Genomic DNA, 15,618 nt, shown 5'->3' with positions numbered 1-15,618 from the left:
AATAATATTTATTTCCCTAAGCAAAATTGCGAGAATAACTGATCGATCAAGCTTTCGCTGACAGTATCACCTATGATTTCTCCAAGTAGTTCCCATGACCTTGTTAAATCAATTTGCACCAAATCAACCGGCACTCCGTTTTCTATTGCTGTTATAGCATCATCAATTGTATTCAATGCTTGTGTAATTAAAGCAATATGTCTTGTATTCGATACATATGTTAAATCGCTTGCCTCAAGCTCACCTGCGAAGAATAATGCCGAGATTGCTTCTTCCAATTCATCGACTCCGCGGTCTTCAAGCAGGGAAGTTGTCACAACCGGGGCACTGCCCGCTAATTCCTTCACTCTGTTCAAATCGATTTTTTGCGGCAAATCTGTTTTATTCACAATAACGATGACATCCATGCCACGAGCCGCTGCAAAAATATTCTCGTCCTCTGCGGAAAGCTCTTCTGCATAGTTTAAAACAAGCAATATCAGATCAGCTTCCTTTAAAACAGCACGTGATTTTTCGACTCCTATCCGCTCAACAATATCTTCCGTTTCACGTATTCCAGCTGTATCGACCAGACGAAGCGGTACACCACGAACATTGACGTACTCTTCGATCACATCGCGTGTTGTGCCCGGAATGTCAGTTACAATCGCTTTATTTTCCTGAACAAAACTGTTTAATAATGATGACTTTCCTACGTTAGGACGACCGACAATAACCGTTGAAATCCCTTCACGCAAAATTTTGCCTTGTTCAGCTGTCTGCAATAGTTTCTGCAATTCATTCCGTACGAATGTTGCTTTCTCTATTAGCATATGATGCGTCATTTCTTCAACATCATCATATTCGGGATAGTCTATATTTACTTCTACGTGAGCCAATGTTTCAAGGATTTCCTGACGCAGCCTTTGAATTAGCTTAGACAGTCTTCCTTCCATTTGGTTCAATGCAACGTTCATCGCACGATCTGTTTTTGCGCGAATTAAGTCCATTACCGCTTCTGCTTGCGATAAGTCAATACGGCCATTTAGAAAAGCGCGCTTTGTGAATTCACCCGGGTCAGCCAGCCTTGCTCCGTTAGCCAACACAAGATTCAACACTTTCTTAACTGAAACAAGCCCTCCGTGACAGTTAATTTCCACAACATCTTCTCTCGTGAAGGTTTTAGGGGCTCTCATAACGGATACCATTACTTCTTCTATGATTTTTTCTGTTTTTGGATCAACCAGATGACCGTAATGTATAGTGTGAGAAGCGGCTTCAGAAAGTTTCTTTCCGCTGGGACCCTTATATATTTTATCGATGATGGATAATGCCTCATCGCCAGTTAAACGAACAATAGCAATTGCTCCTTCGCCCATAGGCGTCGAAATAGCTGCAATTGTATCAAATTCCATGTTGTCGTCACCTCTCATTCTTTATTAGGTTTTCTATAATTAAGCAAACATACACATGCACATGAAATTTTTATTCCTAAATAACTACAATACCACAGTGTTTTTTCTAAAAAAAGAAATAATGTCCCTGTAAGGACAATACATTGTCCACACTTAATATTAATACATTTTTCCAACGATTATTGTAACTTATCCACATGTGAATAACAATCTCTCTGATTCACACCATCCACATCATTGCTTCTTTATATTGCAGAGCACAAAAAAACCTTTATAGCAAATGCTATAAAGGTTTTTTCAATGTAATAACAAGATGACGGTATGGATCTTTTCCACTAGAGTGTGTTTCTACTTTATCATATTTCATTAAAGCAGTATGAATCACCTTACGCTCATAAGAAGGCATCGGTTCCAGCGCAACATCTTTTCTGGTTTTCATCACCTTTTTGGCCATACGTTCAGCAAGCTGAATAAGTGTGTCAGTTCTTCTGTTTCTGTAGTCTTCAGCATCTAGTATAATCGTTAAGTATTGCTTGGAGTAACGATTAGCCACTAGCTGAACCAAGTATTGAAGAGAATTTAGTGTTTGTCCTCGTTTCCCAATTAATAAAGCAATCTTATCGCCGGTCAGTTCAAATGTAACGACCTTTCCTTCCTTTTTAACAGCAATCTTTACATCAAGCCCCATATCTTGACATACCTTTTGTAAAAATTGCTTTGCTTCCTCAATCGGATCGGGAACTAAAGTGACCACTACTTCCGCTTGTCTGGAACCGAATATGCCGAATAACCCTTTTTTTCCTTCATCTAGCACTTCAATATCAATTCGATCTCTTGTTGTTTGCAATTGAGCTAAAGCTGATTTTACTGCTTCCTCGACATTTTGTCCTGTAGCAGTTACTTGTCTCACTTTTTCGCTCCTCTCACTTTCCCTGAATCCTTCTTCAAATCTGGACCTTTAATCAATAAAGTTTGTACAATCATAAAGATATTACCTACAACCCAGTAAAGTGACAGCGCTGATGGGAAGTTAATCGCAAAAACAACGATCATGATTGGCATCATCCAAAGCATCATAGCCATTGTCGGATTATTTTCCTGGCCGACCATCATAATTTTTTGTTGAATAAATGTAGTAATACCGGCTACAATCGGCAAAATATAATATGGATCTTTATCACCCAAATCGAACCATAGGAAACTGTATTTCGCAATTTCTTCTGTTCGCATAATGGCATGGTAAAAACCAATCAAGATTGGCATTTGGATTAGTAGCGGGAAACATCCGGCTAATGGATTAACTCCATGCTTTTGGAAAAGAGCCATCGTTTCTTGTTGAAGCTTTTGCTGAGTGGCTGCGTCTTTAGAAGCATATTTTTCTTTTAACGCTTGCATTTCCGGCTGGATGGCCTGCATTGCTTTTGTACTCTTCGTTTGCTTGATCATTAATGGCAACAATACTAAACGGATTAGAATCGTTACGACAATAATCCCCAATCCAAAACTATTATTAAGAGCATGTGAAACAGTTGTGATTAATAATGATAATGGATAAACGAAGTATTTATTCCAAATTCCCTCGCTATCTTCTGTGATTGGCACATTTACTTCTGTACAGCCGGACAATAACACCATGACTGATACAATGCCCAATATAAGCAATATTCGCTTCTTCAAACGTAATTTCCTCCTTAATCCCTTATTTCATTACATATTAAGATTTATTAATTTTCCATTGATCAATTTCCCCGCTTTGTGAGGCTTGTCCGGGAAAAAGATATAAAGAAAAGGTTTCCAAAATTTTAGTAAAGAAAGATGGAAGATACATAAATTGCTGGTCGGCAATCTAATCTTGACTGAAAATACTTATTCTTCAATCAAGTAACACCCTTATGTATTTTACCATGTAATACTAATCATTACTTCAGGAAGTAATATTTTTTTTCTTTCTTTGGCCGTTTTTCAACGCACCTGCTCTTCTCAGCACGTGCATCAGGCTGCTTTTCACTTCACTGAAGGTCATGTCGGCTGCAGGCTTTCTGGCAATAATGACATAGTCCTTGCCAACCGGTATGCTTTCATTCAGCTCTAAAAAAGCTTGTCGAATGTATCTCTTCACTTGATTTCTAATCACTGCATTGCCTATTTTCTTGCTCACAGACAAGCCGATCCGAAAGAAGTCCTGCTCCTGTTTATCAAGGATATATATAACAAATTGTCTATTAGCAAACGATTCACCTTTATGAAAAACCAGCTGAAATTCTTCATTTTTTTTAATTCTAAATTTCTTTTTCATTTTACACACCTTCAATAGATCAATCCGCTTGCGATTACTTCTAAAAGTTATTGTAGTTCATTTTAAACTGAAAAAAAGACCACTGAGATTTTTCAGTGGCCTATGCAGATAATACTTTTCTACCTTTACGACGACGAGCAGCTAACACTTTACGTCCGTTTTTAGTGCTCATACGTGCACGAAAACCATGAACTTTGCTGTGTTTACGCTTATTTGGTTGATAAGTTCTTTTCATTCTATGACACCTCCCTGAGGATAACAGTTAAAGACAGTCTTTATAATTATACGGATTGAACATCATAAATGTCAACTGTAATAAATGAAAACTGGCCAACATACTATATTCTATTATACATAATCGCAGCTTGAATGTATCTTCTTTTTTATAAAAATTATGTTCTTCGCAATTAAAAACTGGGTTCTTCATTGATCTCTATAAGCAAAAAATACGCTCGAGCTGGTCGACTTTCTAATTTTGCTACCTTATGACAATGCCATGTATTAGCATACTTTGCAAGTAAAAACTAATAAAAGATTTCATTTTAGCTCATTTTTATGTTTCTCATGCCGCTTGCTCGGGTAAACACGTATATATGAATGCGAAAAATCATATGAACAGTTTCTCTGTAACAACCGGAAATTATACGCTTCCCTGCCTAAAATCCTCCTTGAATAAGATTGTGGATAGTTTATTCGACAAATTTCTATTATCCACAACCCTATTAGACCACTTTTTCACATACTATTCATTTGGGCATAACTTTTTCCCACAGCGACTGCCTTTTGTGGATAACTGTTAATAAACATTGCAACAGCCTCTTTTTTTTGATATTATATTTGTGTTTTCACTCTTGATAACTTTTTCCGTAGTTTATTGTTATCCACAAAGTGTGCATAACCTGTGGATATTTATCACCAGGTGTGATTAATTACTTGTCCACAACACGTGGAATTTGTCGAAAACCGCATCTTTTCTTATTATATGTTTATCCACATGCTATATCTGAGAACTAATTTATATTTGCCTCCTAATGGAGTATTTCCAAGCAGCATTCTTTTAATGCTGGTTCGCTTATAGATTTTTTTACTTAGAGACAAAATAAAATAGGAGGGATCACTTTGGAAAATATCGATGCTTTATGGGATGAAGTATTGGCCCAAATGCAGAAAAAAGTGAGCAAGCCCAGTTATGAAACTTGGCTTAAATCTACTAAAGCCTCTTCTCTGCAAGGTGATACGCTGACAATCACAGCTCCAAACGAATTCGCCAGAGACTGGCTTGAAGGCCGGTATACTCACTTAATTTCTTCTGTTCTTTATGAAGTGGTCGGTGAAGAATTGCTAGTGAAATTTATCATTCCTCAGAATCAAAACAATTCTGATGTCGATGATCAATTTCCGGCTGATAAAAAGAAAAAGAAACGTGATGCTGAGTCTAATGAATATCCTCAGCATATGTTAAACAATAAAAATACATTCGATACATTTGTTATTGGGTCCGGCAACCGCTTTGCCCACGCTGCCTCTTTAGCAGTTGCTGAGGCACCGGCGAAAGCATATAACCCTCTATTTATTTATGGGGGAGTCGGTTTAGGAAAAACCCACTTAATGCATGCGATTGGACATTATGTACTTGAGCATAATCCATCTGCAAAAGTAGTATATCTTTCTTCAGAAAAGTTCACGAATGAATTCATCAACTCTATTCGTGACAATAAAGCCGTCGAATTTCGCAATAAGTACCGAAATGTAGACGTTTTGCTTATAGATGATATTCAATTTTTAGCCGGAAAAGAACAGACGCAGGAAGAATTTTTCCATACGTTTAATACCCTTCATGAGGAAAGCAAGCAAATCGTTATTTCAAGTGATCGTCCGCCGAAAGAAATTCCGACACTGGAAGACCGTCTTCGTTCCCGGTTTGAATGGGGATTGATTACCGATATTACCCCTCCTGATTTAGAAACGAGGATCGCTATTTTGCGCAAAAAAGCAAAAGCGGAAGGATTAGACATTCCAAATGAAGTTATGCTCTATATTGCGAATCAGATTGATTCCAATATTCGAGAATTAGAAGGGGCGCTTATTCGTGTTGTCGCTTACTCTTCGCTTATTAATAAAGATATAAATGCTGATCTTGCTGCGGAAGCACTGAAGGATATCATCCCCAGCTCCAAGCCGAAGATCATTACAATCTTGGAGATTCAAAAAGCAGTCGGAGAGCACTACAATGTAAAACTCGAGGATTTCAAAGCAAAGAAACGGACGAAATCAGTTGCTTTTCCAAGACAGATTGCTATGTATCTGTCTCGAGAACTGACCGATTCTTCTTTACCTAAAATCGGGGATGAATTTGGAGGTCGTGACCATACAACAGTTATTCATGCTCATGAAAAAATCTCGAAACTTTATCAATCAGATGCTCAACTGCAGCAGCAAATTAACGAAATTAAAAACAGGCTGAAATAGTGGACTTCATTCTATTATCTTTATATACACCAGATTGATTAATCAGGCCAAAACTGAATAATGTTGATAACATCATACTTCTTATACACAGTCTGTCCACATGTGGATAGACTGTTTTTCCTTACGTTTATCACAGTTATCCACATACTCACAGGCCCTATTACTACTATTACTATTTTTTAAAAGAAAAAATATAACTATTAAGTAAGCAAATAAGGAGGACTTTATTTTGAAATTTATCATTCAAAGAGACCGTTTACTGGAAAGTGTCCAAGATGTCATTAAAGCCGTAGCTTCCAGAACAACGATGCCCATTTTAACCGGTATTAAGATTACAGCTTCATCAACAGGAGTAACACTTACAGGAAGTGATTCTGATATTTCTATTGAATCATTTATTCCGCTTGAAGAAGATGGCAACGAAATTGTAGATGTTCAAAAACCGGGGAGTATTGTACTTCAAGCAAGGTTCTTTAATGAAATCGTAAAAAAACTGCCTTTAGCAGACGTGGAGATTAGTGTAGAAAATGGTTTTCAAACTATGATCCGCTCCGGGAAAGCAGAATTCAGTCTGAATGGTTTGGATGCAGAAGAATATCCGAACTTGCCAAAAATAGAAGAAGAAAACATTATTAGTTTGCCGACGGACTTATTAAAGACACTAATTAGACAAACTGTGTTCGCAGTGTCCACCTCAGAAACACGTCCGGTGCTTACAGGGGTGAACTGGAAAATTGGAAATGGGGAAATTATCTGTACTGCAACAGATAGCCACCGTTTAGCTTTAAGAAAAGCAAAAGTTCAATCAAATACGCAGCAATCATATAATGTTGTAATTCCTGGTAAGAGTTTAACAGAGCTGAGCAAGATTTTAGATGATTCGCAGGATCCGGTAATCATCGTTATTACTGACAACCAAGTGCTATTCAAAACAAAACATTTATTGTTCTTCTCTAGACTATTGGAAGGTAATTATCCGGATACATCTCGTCTTATTCCTTCAGAAAGCAAAACGGATGTTATTGTGAATACGAAAGATTTTCTTCAATCTATCGGCCGGGCTTCTCTGTTAGGTGAAGGGAAAAATAACATCGTTAAACTATCAACAGTCGGAACAAGCAATATTGAAATTTCGTCTAACATTCCTGAGATTGGGAAAGTTGTAGAGGAAGTGCAAACAGAAACAATTGAAGGTGAAGAACTAAAGATATCATTCAATGCGAAATTTATGATGGATGCCCTAAAAGCTTTAGAAGGAACAGAAATAAAAGTAAGTTTTACAGGTGCAATGCGTCCGTTTTTAATTCAAGCACAGCATGATGATTCTATGCTACAATTAATTTTGCCGGTAAGAACATATTAAAACGGCACTTACATTCTAATTCAAATAAATGAATAAACTAAAAGCTGTTAGCATAGACTGACAGCTTTTTTACACAATAAGAAATATGGAATACGATACGCTTTATTAACAAAGCGCGACAGATTATGAAGAAAGAGTTGTTTACGTGATGAAAAAAATATCAATATCCACGGAATATATTACACTTGGACAATTTCTAAAAGTTGCCGATATTATTGATAGCGGTGGCATGGCCAAGTGGTTTTTAAGTGAACACGAAGTGTATATAAATGACGAACTTGATGTCAGAAGAGGCCGCAAACTTCGAAACAATGATATAATTGATATACCGAATTACGGCAAATTCCTTATTGCAGGAACAGAGTAAAGGATGCAATCGTATGCATATTGAATCACTGAAGGTGAAGAATTACAGAAACTATGAGGAACTTGATATTCATTTCGAAAATAAAGTAAATGTCATCCTCGGAGAAAATGCTCAAGGCAAAACAAACATCATGGAGTCGATTTATGTGCTCGCTATGGCCAAATCTCATCGCACATCGAATGACAAAGATCTTATTCGTTGGGATGAAGATTATGCTAAAATAGAGGGTAGGATTGTAAAAAGAACTTCCACTATTCCTCTGGAATTGACAATCTCCAAGAAGGGCAAAAAAGCAAAGTGCAACCACATTGAGCAGCAGCGATTAAGTCAATATGTCGGTAACATGAATGTCGTCATGTTTGCTCCGGAAGATTTGCATTTAGTGAAAGGAAGTCCGCAGGTCAGAAGACGTTTTATCGATATGGAAATCGGTCAAGTATCACCGTTGTATTTGCATGAATACAGCCAGTTTGCAAAGATCCTGCAGCAAAGGAATCATTACTTGAAGATGCTGCAGTCAAAAAGGCAAACAGATTTAGCTATGCTTGATGTCCTGACAGAGCAGTTTATATTATATGCAGTGAAAATCATTCAGAAAAGATTTCAATTTCTCACCTTGCTGCAAAAATGGGCTGAACCGATACATAGCGGAATATCAAGAAACCTTGAAACATTAAACATTCAGTATAAACCATCAGTAGATGTATCAGATTCTATGGATATGTCGAAAATGATAGAAGAATATAAAGCAAAATACGTGAAAATGAAACAAAGAGAGATTGAAAGAGGTACGACTTTATTTGGACCTCATAGAGATGATCTTGTTTTTATCGTCAATGGTCGTGATGTTCAAACTTTCGGATCGCAGGGACAACAGCGAACTACAGCCTTATCTTTAAAGTTAGCCGAGATTGAACTAATCTATTCAGAAATCGGTGAATATCCAATCTTACTATTGGACGATGTTTTATCAGAACTGGATGACTATAGGCAATCCCATCTGCTTAATACGATACAAGGAAAGGTTCAAACGTTTGTTACGACAACAAGCGTTGAGGGAATTGACCACGCAACTTTGCGGGAAGCTGCAACATTTGAAGTCACAAGCGGCAGCATAAAACAAGTGAAATAGAGGTGGCCGGTATGTATGTCAGCATCGGACATGAATCAGTTGTTAAAGCGAGCGAGTTAATTTTAATCATGGACTTTAATACTTATGCCGACAGCGAGCTTAATCAACAATGGAAGCTTACGCCTGCTGCTGAGGATACACAGTATGATAATGAGAGTCATAAATCAGTTGTTATTACAACGACTGGATTGTATTTTTCTCCCTTGTCTTCCGCAACACTTCAAAAGCGTCTGAAATTTACACATCAAAATAAACTGAATGACATTTTTGGTTAAAACATTTTTAAAATATATAAAGTGCAGGTGATACAGCTTGACAATGGAACGAGAAGAAGAACAAGTACAAGGACAAGCGTATGATGAAAATCAGATACAAGTCTTAGAAGGTCTTGAAGCCGTACGAAAACGCCCGGGTATGTACATTGGTTCAACCAGTGAAAAAGGGCTGCACCATCTTGTATGGGAAATTGTAGATAACAGTATTGACGAAGCTTTGGCAGGCTATTGCGATACAATAGAAGTGATCATAGAAGCGGATAACAGCATTACGGTTAAGGATAACGGGCGTGGTATTCCGGTCGGTATACATGAGAAAATGGGTCGTCCTGCTGTAGAGGTTATCATGACTGTGCTGCATGCCGGCGGTAAATTCGGCGGCGGAGGATATAAGGTATCCGGCGGTCTGCATGGTGTAGGGGCATCTGTCGTAAATGCCTTGTCCACTAAACTGGAGGTGACTGTTCAACGAGAAGGGCATATTTACTATCAAAAGTTCGAAAAAGGTGTGCCTGTCGGTGAACTGGAAGTCATTGGAGATAGTGATGAAACAGGAACAGCTATTCATTTCTGTCCTGATGGAGAAATATTTACAGAAACATTGGAATACAATTTTGATACATTAGCGACTCGTCTTCGAGAATTGGCATTCTTGAACAAAAACATCAAAATCTCAATCAAAGATGATCGCGAAAATAAGCAATTTAAAGAATATCACTATGAAGGTGGTATCATTTCTTATGTTGAGCATTTGAATCGCAACAAAGAGGTGCTGCACGAGGAACCGATTTATATTCAAGGCGAACGTGACGGGATTACAGTAGAAGTAGCCTTGCAGTATAACGAAGGCTATACAAGCAGTATTTATTCTTTTGCCAATAACATTCATACGTATGAAGGCGGAACACATGAAGCCGGCTTTAAGTCAGCTCTTACACGTGTCATTAATGATTATGGAAGAAAACAAGGACTTCTAAAAGAGAGTGAAGCTAATTTTTCCGGTGATGATGTGCGCGAAGGACTTACAGGCATCATTTCGGTGAAGCATCCTGATCCTCAGTTTGAGGGCCAAACTAAAACAAAGCTAGGAAATACGGAAGCGAGAACCATTACGGACTCAATCCTTTCTGAAAAACTTGAACAGTTCATGTACGAAAACCCTGCTGTTGCAAGGAAAATCGTCGAAAAAGGGCAAATGGCCGCAAGAGCAAGAATGGCAGCCAAAAAAGCTCGTGAACTGACAAGAAGAAAGTCAGCATTAGAGGTTTCTAGCTTACCCGGGAAATTAGCTGATTGTTCATCTAAAGACCCAGCTATCAGCGAATTATATATAGTTGAGGGTGATTCTGCAGGTGGTTCTGCGAAATCCGGCCGTGATCGCCACTTCCAAGCCATTTTGCCGTTGCGCGGTAAAATTCTTAACGTTGAGAAGGCAAGATTGGATAAAATCTTATCTAATAATGAAATCCGTACAATTATTACTGCTCTTGGAACGGGTATCGGCGAAGAATTTGACATTTCAAAGGCGAGATATCACAAAATCGTCATCATGACAGATGCCGACGTTGACGGTGCTCATATTCGTACACTATTGTTAACTTTTTTCTATCGATATATGCGAAATATTATCGAAAGCGGTTATATATACATTGCGCAGCCGCCATTATACAAGATTCAACAAGGCAAAAAAATTACGTATGCTTATAATGATCGTGAATTAGACGAGATTATGAAGTCACTGCCTGAAAACACAAAGCCAAACTTACAACGTTATAAAGGTCTCGGTGAGATGAATCCGGAACAATTGTGGGACACAACGATGGACCCTGAAACGAGATCAATGCTTCAAGTATCATTAAAAGATGCCATCGAGGCAGATGAAACATTTGAAATGCTGATGGGTGATAAAGTTGAGCCGCGTAGAAATTTCATTGAAGAAAATGCGGTGTATGTAAAGAATTTAGATATATAGGGTAAGTTTACGCCTTTGGCAAGCCCAATATAGTGAAGAAAAAGCAGGATAGCCTAGCGGAGTCTATCCTGTCTTTTACATAATTACGGGAAAATAAAAGTGCATCTTTGTACTATTCAATCCCGGTTTTTTTCATAAAAAGTAAAGTGAATGCTTTCAAAGGGAGGTTTTCTCCGTGTCGGAATCTAGAGTAAAAGAAATAAATATTAGTCAGGAAATGCGTACATCGTTTTTGGACTACGCGATGAGCGTTATCGTATCGCGCGCTTTGCCTGATGTGCGCGATGGCTTGAAGCCGGTACACAGAAGAATTTTGTATGCTATGAACGATTTGGGTATGACGGCTGAAAAAGCTTATAAGAAATCGGCACGTATCGTCGGTGAAGTTATCGGTAAGTATCACCCACATGGTGACTCAGCTGTTTACGAAACAATGGTACGTATGGCACAAGATTTCAACTACCGCTACATGTTAGTTGACGGTCACGGTAACTTTGGTTCAGTTGATGGAGATCCGGCTGCTGCTATGCGTTATACAGAAGCGCGTATGTCAAAAATTTCAATGGAACTGCTTCGTGACATCAATAAAGATACAATTGATTTTCAAGATAACTATGACGGTGCTGAAAGAGAACCGGTTGTTATGCCTGCGCGTTTTCCGAACCTGTTAGTAAATGGTTCAGCAGGGATTGCTGTCGGTATGGCAACAAACATCCCTCCTCATCAATTAGGAGAAGTGATTGATGGTGTGTTGGCTGTCAGCAAAAATCCGGACATTACAATTGATGAACTGATGGAATATATTCCCGGACCGGATTTCCCGACAGCGGGTCTGATATTAGGGAGAAGCGGCATACGTAAAGCATATCAAACGGGTCGCGGATCTATTACCATTCGGGCAAAAACGGAAATTGAAGAGAGAGCAAATGGAAAGCAAAGCATTATTGTTACGGAAATACCGTATCAAGTCAATAAAGCCAAACTGATTGAGAAAATCGCTGAACTAGCACGCGATAAGAAAATTGAAGGCATCACTGATCTGCGTGATGAATCTGACCGTAAGGGTATGAGAATCGTCATGGAACTACGCAGAGATGCCAATGCTAATGTACTTCTTAATAACCTGTATAAACAGACAGCCCTTCAATCCAGCTTCGGTATTAACTTGCTGGCATTAGTAGACGGACAACCGAAAGTATTGAACTTAAAGCAATGCCTTGTTTATTACTTAGAGCACCAAAGAGTAGTAATCCGTCGCCGTACAGAGTTCGAACTGAGAAAGGCTGAAGCGAGAGCTCACATTTTGGAAGGATTAAGAATTGCACTTGACCATCTGGATGAAATCATCGCTTTAATTCGTGGTTCAGAAACGGCAGATATCGCTAAAGAAGGATTAATGGCTAACTTCTCCCTGTCAGAGAAACAAGCGCAAGCGATCCTAGATATGCGTCTGCAACGATTGACAGGCTTAGAAAGAGAGAAAATTGAGAATGAGTACCAAGATTTAGTGGCGCTAATTGCAGAATTGAGAGCTATTTTAGCCGATGATGAAAAGGTATTAGAAATTATTCGCGAAGAGCTTCTCGAAGTAAAGGAACGTTTTAATGACGAAAGAAGAACGGAAATCGTTCTGACAGGGTTAGAGAATTTCGAAGATGAAGATCTAATCCCGGAAGAAAACATCGTTATTACACTAACGCATAAAGGTTATATTAAACGTCTTCCAAGTTCCACATACAAAGCTCAGAAGCGAGGCGGCCGAGGCGTGCAAGGCATGGGAACAAATGAAGACGACTTCGTTGAACATTTGTTGACAACAAGTACGCATGATACCATTCTGTTCTTTACGAATAAAGGGAAAGTGTACCGGTCAAAAGGATACGAAATCCCTGAATTCGGCAGAACAGCTAAGGGATTACCAATCATAAATTTATTAGAGATTGATCGTGATGAATGGGTTAATGCCATCATACCGGTAGAAGCCTTTAATGAAGACAGTTACTTATTCTTCACAACGAAGTTTGGTATCAGTAAGCGATCACCATTGGCTTCGTTTGCTAATATCAGAACAAATGGACTTATTGCGCTTGGTTTGAAAGAGGGCGATGAGCTGATGTCAGTGAAGCTGACTGATGGAACGAAGGACATCATTATCGGCACAAAGGATGGCTTAATGATTCGCTTCCCGGAAACAGATGTTCGTTCAATGGGCAGAACAGCTACCGGCGTAAAAGGTATATCGCTTCGTCAGGGCGATGAAGTAATTGGAATGGATCTTCTGAATGAAGGAGAGAAAATTCTAATTGTGACTCGCAATGGTTTCGGCAAGCGAACTCCGGAAGATGAGTACCGTATTCAAAGCCGTGGAGGAAAAGGTATTAAAACGTGCAACATTACAGATAAGACAGGTCCTCTAGTTGCTATTAAATCTGTTACCGGAGAAGAAGATCTTATGATAATCACTGCAGCTGGCGTTATTATTCGAACAGCTGTAGACAGCATCTCTGTGACAGGAAGAAATACGCAAGGCGTGAAACTGATTCGCCTTGGGGACGATGATAATGAATTCGTTTCAACAGTAGGTATTGTTGAGAAAGAAGAAGAAACTGAAAATGATGCTGAAAACGGAGCAGAGAACGAGGCAGAAGTTACTGAGGCTTCCGAAGAAACAACAGAAGAATAAAACCGATAAAACTTTCAGATCCCGTCAAATGAAATGGCGGGGTTTGGGAGTTTTTTTTATTCCGCTATTATTTTAAGAATAGTCAGTTTTTTATTCTGCTCTTTTTGTTTTAATGATATAATAGGAATAAAAGACAGACTCTGGAATAGGAGTGATATTTTGCTAGTAAAGACAACAAGTATAGTTGAAGGCTGTGTACTGGCCAAAGATATTTTTTCTAAAACGAGTAAACCGATAATGTCTAAGAAAACGGTCCTTACCAATGAACTGAAGCAAATATTGCAAGCATTTTTAATCAATGAAGTGAGTGTGGAAAGAAAGCTGGAAAATGGTGATATATTTGCACCGAAAGAAGTCATCCAAGTAGAAGAAGTAGTCGCAGCAGTACCTGAGACAGGTTTTATGTCTATTTATTTGGAAGCTATTCAGCACTTTAAGAGACTGTTTAATAGCTGGCAGGCCGGTTTCCCGGTCGACCTTGCAGAAATCCGAAAGATCTTTGTTCCTTTGCTTGAATTAGCACTGGAAAATATACAGGATGTCTTTTCAACATATCAATATTCAACGAAGAATGAATACTTTTATCATCATCTGGTTTCGGTTGGATTAATAAGCGGGGTTCTGGGGAAGGAATTAGGCTTGAGCAAGGGTGATATTGTTCAAGTAGCGCTGGCGGGGTGCTTAAGCGATATTGGTATGGCAAAGATTCCGCAGAGAATTTTAGATAGAAATTCTGCGCTCACTTTTGAAGAGTATAGTGAAATCAAAAGACACCCATCCTTAGGCTACCAACTGATAAAGGACAGTACAACTTTAAAAAAGGCAGCCAAACTGGCAATTATACAACATCATGAAAGGCTGGATGGCTCGGGTTACCCAAGCGGTGAAAGGGGCAACAATATCCACCTTTTTTCAAGAATTGTCACGTTAGCCGATGTTTTTCATGCTATGGCATCAGAACGGTTATACAGAGGCAGACAATCTCCTTACCGGGTAATTGAAACTCTAATGCATGATGGTTTCGGAAAATTTGATATAAAAGTGCTGAATACATTAATCAGTAAAGTTGTTCAAATCTCTATTGGTTCAACAGTTCAGTTGTCTGATGACCGTAAAGGAACAGTTGTTTTTATTAATAACCGTTACCCGACGAGACCTGTTGTTCATTTAGAAGATGGAAGTTTAGTAGATTTAGATAGAAGTAGAGAACTTTTTATAATAGATGCATAAATTAAACGGGTCTTCTTAAAAGTCAGTGTTCGGCTTTTTGAGAGGCTCTTTTTCGTTAATTAGAAGGTCGAATTAATTGTATATTCTGAATTTAAATTTAAGGTTGCAATAATAATAGAGTGCCTATATAATAATAAAAGTCGACATGATGTTAACGGATTTAACAATAAAAAGTTAACAAAAGATGTTGACAAAAAAAGAATAAGGTGTTATGATATAAAAGTCGCTTATGAAGCGATTGAACACAACGGATGTTCCTTGAAAACTAAACAAAACAAAAACGTCAACGTTAATTCTAATAAAACGTTTCGGCATTGATCGGAACGAAACTTTTTATTTTATGAGCTTTATCAAACACTTTTTGGAGAGTTTGATCCTGGCTCAGGACGAACGCTGGCGGCGTGCCTAATACATGCAAGTCGAGCGGACAGATAAGG

At 38.5% G+C, this 15,618-nt stretch carries 13 protein-coding genes and 1 rRNA gene; 9 read left to right on the top strand and 5 right to left on the bottom strand.

What is annotated here, in order from left to right:
* Window positions 1-8: 8 nt before the first annotated feature.
* The 5 genes from mnmE to rpmH form a co-directional block, all read right to left on the bottom strand.
* Complete coding sequence (mnmE, locus tag IEO70_RS13335; RefSeq protein ID WP_190998865.1) at window positions 9-1,394, bottom strand: tRNA uridine-5-carboxymethylaminomethyl(34) synthesis GTPase MnmE; 1,386 nt, start codon at window positions 1,392-1,394, stop codon at window positions 9-11.
* Between the two features lie 283 nt (window positions 1,395-1,677).
* Complete coding sequence (jag, locus tag IEO70_RS13330; protein ID WP_190998864.1) at window positions 1,678-2,304, bottom strand: RNA-binding cell elongation regulator Jag/EloR; 627 nt, start codon at window positions 2,302-2,304, stop codon at window positions 1,678-1,680.
* Window positions 2,301-3,071 (bottom strand): YidC family membrane integrase SpoIIIJ, encoded by a 771-nt coding sequence (gene spoIIIJ / locus IEO70_RS13325; RefSeq protein WP_190998863.1) that lies wholly within the window; start codon window positions 3,069-3,071, stop codon window positions 2,301-2,303. The genes jag and spoIIIJ overlap by 4 nt, the downstream gene beginning before the upstream one ends.
* A 247-nt stretch (window positions 3,072-3,318) precedes the next feature.
* The gene (rnpA, locus tag IEO70_RS13320) at window positions 3,319-3,690 is read right to left on the bottom strand and encodes a ribonuclease P protein component (protein ID WP_190998862.1); all 372 of its coding nucleotides are present in this window, start codon (window positions 3,688-3,690) and stop codon (window positions 3,319-3,321) included.
* A gap of 100 nt (window positions 3,691-3,790) precedes the next feature.
* Window positions 3,791-3,925 carry a 50S ribosomal protein L34 gene (rpmH, locus tag IEO70_RS13315; RefSeq protein WP_019243402.1) on the bottom strand — a complete coding sequence of 45 codons (135 nt, stop codon included), beginning with the start codon at window positions 3,923-3,925 and terminating at the stop codon, window positions 3,791-3,793.
* Between the two features lie 884 nt (window positions 3,926-4,809).
* On the opposite strand from rpmH, the gene dnaA reads away from it, so the two are divergent.
* The 9 genes from dnaA to IEO70_RS13270 all read left to right on the top strand — a co-directional run.
* Window positions 4,810-6,159: a chromosomal replication initiator protein DnaA gene (gene dnaA / locus IEO70_RS13310; RefSeq protein WP_190998861.1), complete on the top strand. Its 1,350-nt coding sequence runs from the start codon at window positions 4,810-4,812 to the stop codon at window positions 6,157-6,159.
* 229 nt (window positions 6,160-6,388) lie between these two features.
* Window positions 6,389-7,522, top strand: a complete 1,134-nt coding sequence (gene dnaN, locus IEO70_RS13305; RefSeq protein WP_190998860.1) for a DNA polymerase III subunit beta — start codon at window positions 6,389-6,391, stop codon at window positions 7,520-7,522.
* 148 nt (window positions 7,523-7,670) lie between these two features.
* Complete coding sequence (gene yaaA, locus IEO70_RS13300; RefSeq protein ID WP_190998886.1) at window positions 7,671-7,889, top strand: S4 domain-containing protein YaaA; 219 nt, start codon at window positions 7,671-7,673, stop codon at window positions 7,887-7,889.
* 13 nt (window positions 7,890-7,902) lie between these two features.
* The gene (gene recF / locus IEO70_RS13295) at window positions 7,903-9,021 is read left to right on the top strand and encodes a DNA replication/repair protein RecF (RefSeq protein ID WP_190998859.1); all 1,119 of its coding nucleotides are present in this window, start codon (window positions 7,903-7,905) and stop codon (window positions 9,019-9,021) included.
* Between the two features lie 11 nt (window positions 9,022-9,032).
* Window positions 9,033-9,296, top strand: a complete 264-nt coding sequence (gene remB, locus IEO70_RS13290; RefSeq protein ID WP_190998858.1) for an extracellular matrix regulator RemB — start codon at window positions 9,033-9,035, stop codon at window positions 9,294-9,296.
* A 43-nt stretch (window positions 9,297-9,339) separates the two neighbouring features.
* Window positions 9,340-11,268 (top strand): DNA topoisomerase (ATP-hydrolyzing) subunit B, encoded by a 1,929-nt coding sequence (gene gyrB / locus IEO70_RS13285; protein ID WP_190998885.1) that lies wholly within the window; start codon window positions 9,340-9,342, stop codon window positions 11,266-11,268.
* A gap of 175 nt (window positions 11,269-11,443) precedes the next feature.
* Window positions 11,444-13,951, top strand: a complete 2,508-nt coding sequence (gene gyrA / locus IEO70_RS13280; protein WP_190998857.1) for a DNA gyrase subunit A — start codon at window positions 11,444-11,446, stop codon at window positions 13,949-13,951.
* A gap of 159 nt (window positions 13,952-14,110) precedes the next feature.
* Window positions 14,111-15,181, top strand: coding sequence for an HD-GYP domain-containing protein (locus IEO70_RS13275; RefSeq protein ID WP_235973609.1), 1,071 nt, complete (start codon window positions 14,111-14,113; stop codon window positions 15,179-15,181).
* Window positions 15,182-15,539: 358 nt separating this feature from the next.
* A 16S ribosomal RNA gene (locus IEO70_RS13270) occupies window positions 15,540-15,618 on the top strand; the annotation flags it as partial.

Source organism: Peribacillus faecalis, assembly GCF_014712675.1.
In the GTDB taxonomy this organism is placed as follows: Bacteria; Bacillota; Bacilli; order Bacillales; family DSM-1321; genus Bacillus_AD; species Bacillus_AD faecalis.
The sequence above is the reverse complement of the archived record's forward strand: the minus strand, read 5'-3'. Positions and strand labels throughout refer to the sequence as shown.

Excerpts from the sequence above, each read along its gene's own strand:
- mnmE (WP_190998865.1), bottom strand. The coding sequence starts at position 1,394 with ATGGAATTTGATACAATTGCAGCTATTTCGACGCCTATGGGCGAAGGA.
- rnpA (WP_190998862.1), bottom strand. The coding sequence starts at position 3,690 with ATGAAAAAGAAATTTAGAATTAAAAAAAATGAAGAATTTCAGCTGGTT.
- rpmH (WP_019243402.1), bottom strand. The coding sequence starts at position 3,925 with ATGAAAAGAACTTATCAACCAAATAAGCGTAAACACAGCAAAGTTCAT.
- yaaA (WP_190998886.1), top strand. The coding sequence starts at position 7,671 with ATGAAAAAAATATCAATATCCACGGAATATATTACACTTGGACAATTT.
- recF (WP_190998859.1), top strand. The coding sequence starts at position 7,903 with ATGCATATTGAATCACTGAAGGTGAAGAATTACAGAAACTATGAGGAA.
- remB (WP_190998858.1), top strand. The coding sequence starts at position 9,033 with ATGTATGTCAGCATCGGACATGAATCAGTTGTTAAAGCGAGCGAGTTA.
- gyrB (WP_190998885.1), top strand. The coding sequence starts at position 9,340 with ATGGAACGAGAAGAAGAACAAGTACAAGGACAAGCGTATGATGAAAAT.